5 protein-coding genes and 1 pseudogene are annotated in these 4880 nt (G+C 43.0%); 3 read left to right on the plus strand and 3 right to left on the minus strand.

What is annotated here, in order from left to right; all coding sequences use genetic code 11:
• The 3 genes and pseudogenes from QUA53_RS28535 to QUA53_RS28545 all read right to left on the minus strand — a co-directional run.
• Positions 1-214 (minus strand): annotated as a pseudogene (locus tag QUA53_RS28535) (hypothetical protein); the annotation flags it as partial.
• Positions 215-686: 472 nt separating this feature from the next.
• Entirely contained in the window at positions 687-1175 is a 489-nt protein-coding gene (locus tag QUA53_RS28540) for a transposase family protein (protein ID WP_333101164.1), read from the minus strand.
• Positions 1176-1178: 3 nt separating this feature from the next.
• Positions 1179-1586 (minus strand): transposase family protein, encoded by a 408-nt coding sequence (locus QUA53_RS28545; RefSeq protein ID WP_333101156.1) that lies wholly within the window; start codon positions 1584-1586, stop codon positions 1179-1181.
• 181 nt (positions 1587-1767) lie between these two features.
• Here QUA53_RS28545 and QUA53_RS28550 point away from each other — a divergent pair, with 181 nt between their 5' ends.
• The 3 genes from QUA53_RS28550 to QUA53_RS28560 form a co-directional block, all read left to right on the plus strand.
• The gene (locus QUA53_RS28550) at positions 1768-1956 is read left to right on the plus strand and encodes a hypothetical protein (RefSeq protein ID WP_333101153.1); all 189 of its coding nucleotides are present in this window, start codon (positions 1768-1770) and stop codon (positions 1954-1956) included.
• 1284 nt (positions 1957-3240) lie between these two features.
• Positions 3241-3426 (plus strand): hypothetical protein, encoded by a 186-nt coding sequence (locus tag QUA53_RS28555; protein WP_333101148.1) that lies wholly within the window; start codon positions 3241-3243, stop codon positions 3424-3426.
• Between the two features lie 476 nt (positions 3427-3902).
• Positions 3903-4880, plus strand: a 978-nt coding sequence (locus tag QUA53_RS28560; protein ID WP_333249274.1) for a DUF4347 domain-containing protein, incomplete at its 3' end; no start/stop codon positions are given.

Consider the following 4880-nt stretch of genomic DNA (forward strand, 5'->3'; position numbering starts at 1 on the left):
TTGCACCTTGTTTGTAAGCTCTTAACCAACGATATATTGTTGAAGAGTCTCGTTTCAACATCGTGGCTAATTCGGCTCTTTTTTGGATTTTTTTGGTGGTCAGCCAGTATAATACCAGTAATTTTTCTTTATTTACGGCGGTCGCACTCCGTTCCAGTCGATGCTCTAGTTCCTCAACCGTTTCCTGGATTTGTACCTGAAGTTTGTTCGCCATATTGGATGTACTCTACTTTTACCCTATATTTTAGTGTACCTTCATAGTGAATTGGTATTAGCATTACTCTAAGAGGTGAGAGTATACACCAACCCTCACTCGCACCTCATCCAAATGATAAAGATGACCCTGTTCCTTTCCCAACTCCTATCACAACTGACAGTATAAAAGGAGGTTCCGTCTCTTCCTCGCAGGAACATCAAAGAGTCTCTGGTTTATATCACAGTAGCGACAACCAAACTAATGCTAACACCGACATCTCTTTCCTAGGCGAGAGTATACACCAAAGCTCAATAGATATCTCCGAAAACAATCAAAGCCTCTGTGTAGTTAAGCTCCTTGACGTAAATGTAACCATCCTAAATTAGCTAGTGTGCACGATAAAATCAGACTTTAAGATATTTATTGTTGATAATTATATCGCAATGTTGAGTGAGATTTGTTAATTTTAATCTGACGATTGCCTCGCTTTTTATAATGGTAATATTAGCGCTCCTATTCGCAACCTTACTATTCCACAAATCGTTAAAATTACTTGCTCATATTTTTGGGAATTTAATCTAAATCTTTCTTGGGCAACTCGAAATATCTTGACCGCTCGAATTCGATGTTCTACAAAAAATCGGCGAGCAGAAAACGCTTTATTTTGTTTTTTTTGTTCTGTTGTTAATTCTCGTTTCTTGGGTTTTTTAAGGGGAGTTGTTATTAAATCTTCTCCAACGTAAGCTTTATCTCCCTTAAATCTTTGTTGAGGAGCCAACTCGGAGCGATATTCTCGGAATAATGTTATATCGCTTTTAGGTCCAGGTTCCCCTGCCACAACATCAACTATATCTCTACCATCTGGCATGATAATTATTTGAGTTTTAAATGTATGATTACTCTTCTTGCCTGAAAAGTATTTTTCTTGTTCTTCACGAGTTCCAGGTCTTTCTCTGACTTGTTCGTAGGTATCTACTATTAATTAATATTCTGTGAGTATTTCCTTAACTATTGCATGGTCAGCAGCGTTTTTTTTTACTTGTTCCAGCAAGCTAGATGGTAGCAATTCTCGCAGAAGCGCAAACCAATAGTTAAATGTATCATTAGCTGTAGACTCACTTACTCCAAACTGGATGCCCAGAATTTGAAATGTTGTCATATGCCTAAGATAAACCAAGGTTAAAATTATTTGTTCGGGAATAGATAGTTTGGGTTTTCGACCTCCTCCATCCGCAATAATTCTCACTTTTTTTGATTCTAGTAAAGCTTGTTTTTCATGATGTAATCGTTCGGCATTTTGGAGCAATTGTTGTAAATGCTCATATTCCAAACCAATTAATCGCTGTGTTTCTTTATGATTCTCTTCAATATGATTCAGGATGTCGCTCATGTTTGTGTGCCAAAAAATGTCTCTTATGTTCTTTTACCACATAATGTTACTATTTTGGAGATGTCTAATACCGAGTCTTGGTGTATACCCCAGTGATGGCAATCAAAGTGATAGCAATGCCACTAACGCTTCACTAAGCGAGAGTATACACCAAGCGTGTATAATTCAAGGAGGCAGCGGGTTGGTGTACAGCTTTTGGAAGGGTGAAAGCACAGTCAACCACTACCGCTACAAAGTAAAAGTGGATGGTAAGTGGATGGTGAAGAGTCTCTACATCCCGGTGGAAAAGCTCCCTAAAGTAAAAGAAGCTATTGCGAATAAGTTGAGCGTAACTGCGATAGTGGTTGAGGTATTGGGGAGAAACTTGTGATTGATGGCTCTCTCTTTTTCAAACAATGCGGTAGCCCTTTCTTTCGACTCTCTTAGTTTTTTGATTTCCCTACAACTCATTCACCATCCATCCGCTTTACTCTCTTCGTTGATGTAGAGTCCATCCCTGCGTTCCATCACATCCATATAAATGGGGGGTCTTACCCATCATTTTTATTAACTAGGCGATCGGGGCATAATGGGGGGTCTTACCCCTTATGCTACCCCGATCAGCTAACATACTACGCTAAATCAATACTGTGAACAATACGAAGGCGATCGAGGCACATTGTAAGGTCTTACCCCTCATTATGCCCCGATCGCTACAAATACAACGCCATATCAAAGGTTTCAAGGGTGCGATCGGGGCGATCGGGGTACTACTCCCTAAAAATAGAGAGGGGGGTACTTCCTTGCAACAACAAAAACACCCCTTAATAAAAAAGGTGAGGAGTGGCCGATCGCCCCGATCGCCCTGATCGCTTCTAGTCAAACCCATATACCACAAGGGAATTAGAAGGCGATCGCAGCACAATAAAGGGTAAGACCCCCTACTGGATCCCGATCGCCTTGACTGCGGATGTGATTTCTCCTCAAAGCCATACGCAGCATAGAAATCCCACAGCGATCGGGGCTGAATAAGGCGTAAGACCCCCTTGCTCTAGCCCGATCGCCTAACCATGAATGTGCGGATAGTTAAACTTGGAGGATGTGCTGGAGCGACCAGGAGAACGGAAGAACGTGCAGTGGCTTAGCAGAATTCAATAATCTATATTTTTAAGGTAACGGCAATGTCGAAGCGCGGGTGACTCGCCTTGAATCGATGGCAGCAGGGAAGTTGAGTATGTGCTGCGATGCGACCGATGAAGTGGATAGTAACTCTTTTGTTACTTGGCAAAGAAGCAGTATACACCAAACTCTATCAGAAGCCTTGGTGTATACTCTAATCCTCAAATTAAAGCTGATAGCAATTCTCTCATCAATTTGTCAAACGAGATCCTGCCCTCTCGTTCTAGGTACAAAGACAATCAAGCTTTTAAAAAAGCATCAGCAAATTCCTTCGCAACTTCTTTCAACTTTACTTTGCCGGTATCAATTGGCTTGTGAAGTTTAGAATCCAGCAGAAATGCGCCGCTGTAAATGCTGGCGCCCCTTTCAAAAAAGTTGGCTGCAAAATTTGCTGGCGGTTGAAAACATAGGTAGACGGGTTATTTGTTTATCCCCTTACTCTCTTGATTTTAACCCTATTAAAATGCGGTGGTCGCAGCTTAAATCTTTTTGGCGGATGTTCTTTCTCCATACCCCAGACAGGATCGATCGGCTCGCAGCAGTTGTCCTTAAGTTGATGAATCCTAAGCCTTTAAGATATTGGTTAACTGCTGCTACCGTACCTCACAGCATCGGCAAGTGCTGTAAATTCCGTGCGATCGCGGATGGCAGCGCTGCAGAAATAGGGGAAACTGATAGATAGGTTAAATAAAAATAAGCGAAATAAACAAGGTCGCTGGCAGTTTCAGAAGCTCTGAATCAAAGGCTGTATCTACCCCTAAACTCGCTTTTGAAGGGCGCAATATGTTGGCTTCTTTAAGAGAAACCACTCGATTCTCGGAATACGCAAATTCTCTATCCAAAAGCTTTGTATTCAAGGACTCCAGCATCAATGAAGGTGAATATTTTGTTGCAAGATTTTTGATTTAAGAATCTGACTGCATCGAGAAAATAACCTCGGAACTTCACAAGTCGGCCTCTATTCTTAGAGAGATTGACAAAGTTCGCACGATTTTTAACAACTGCTCGTATCAACTGCAATTAGGTTTTGTTATCCTCAGTTGGGATTACCTCAATCCATACAAAAGTTAACTGCCAAAATCGCACAGCTATCAAATAAGCTTGATGAGATTGCTCCGGGGCGTATCTACCAATAATGCCCTTAATGGAGTCTCCAAAATGAGTTCTACATTCGCTCAAGTTAACTCACAATCTTCTTTTGAAAAACGGCCACTGCGCTCCTTAGTCTTCATTGACTCCGGCGTGAAAGATTACGAGTCAATTACAGCGGGAGTGCTGCCCGGACAGCAGGTAGTAATACTCGATCGCACCAAAAACGGCATCGAACAAATCACCTCGGAGATGGAAAAGTACGCCTCTACTAACGGGGCGATAGACTCGGTTCACATTATTTCTCACGGCAGTTCTGGCAGCCTACAATTAGGCAATACCGCTCTGGGTTCAGATAACATAGAGCAATACAAAAGCCAGTTGCAAAAGTGGCAAACTTCACTAGCCCCACAAGCAGACATCATGCTGTACGGCTGCGATGTAGCCGCCGGTACAGGTGCTAATTTCGCCGCTCGATTCAGTCAATTAACTGGGGCTGACGTTGCGGCATCAACCAACACAACCGGCCGTGGCGGCGACTGGAATTTAGAATTTGCTTCTGGCCAAATTGAATCTCCCTTAGCCTTACAGCCAGAGGCTATGGCTAGTTACCGAGGTGATTTAGCTACGATCGTAGTAGCCAACAATAGCGATAGCGGGCCCGGTTCATTAAGAGCTGCGATCGCCACCGCTGTTGCCGGCGATACAATTACCTTCGCTCCAGGTTTAGGCGCCCAAACCATTACCCTCACCAGCGGTCAACTCGATATTCCCGCTGGCAAAAACATTACCATTGACGGCGCTGCTGCACCCGGTGTAACAATCAGCGGCAACAATGCTTCGCGGGTAATCCGCACAGGAGGTTCGACTAATGTCACTCTAAAAAACCTGATTGTTGCCAACGGCAAAGTTTCTGGAACCGATCCGAATAATGAGGCAACTAGCGCCGGTGGTGGTATTCAAACAGGAGGTAGCAGCACTTTAACTTTAGAAAATTGCCAAGTCAATAATAATGTTGCCGGTTTTGGTGGTGGCATTTACACGGGT

The organism is Microcoleus sp. Pol12B3 (genome assembly GCF_036701355.1).
GTDB lineage: Bacteria > Cyanobacteriota > Cyanobacteriia > Cyanobacteriales > Microcoleaceae > Microcoleus.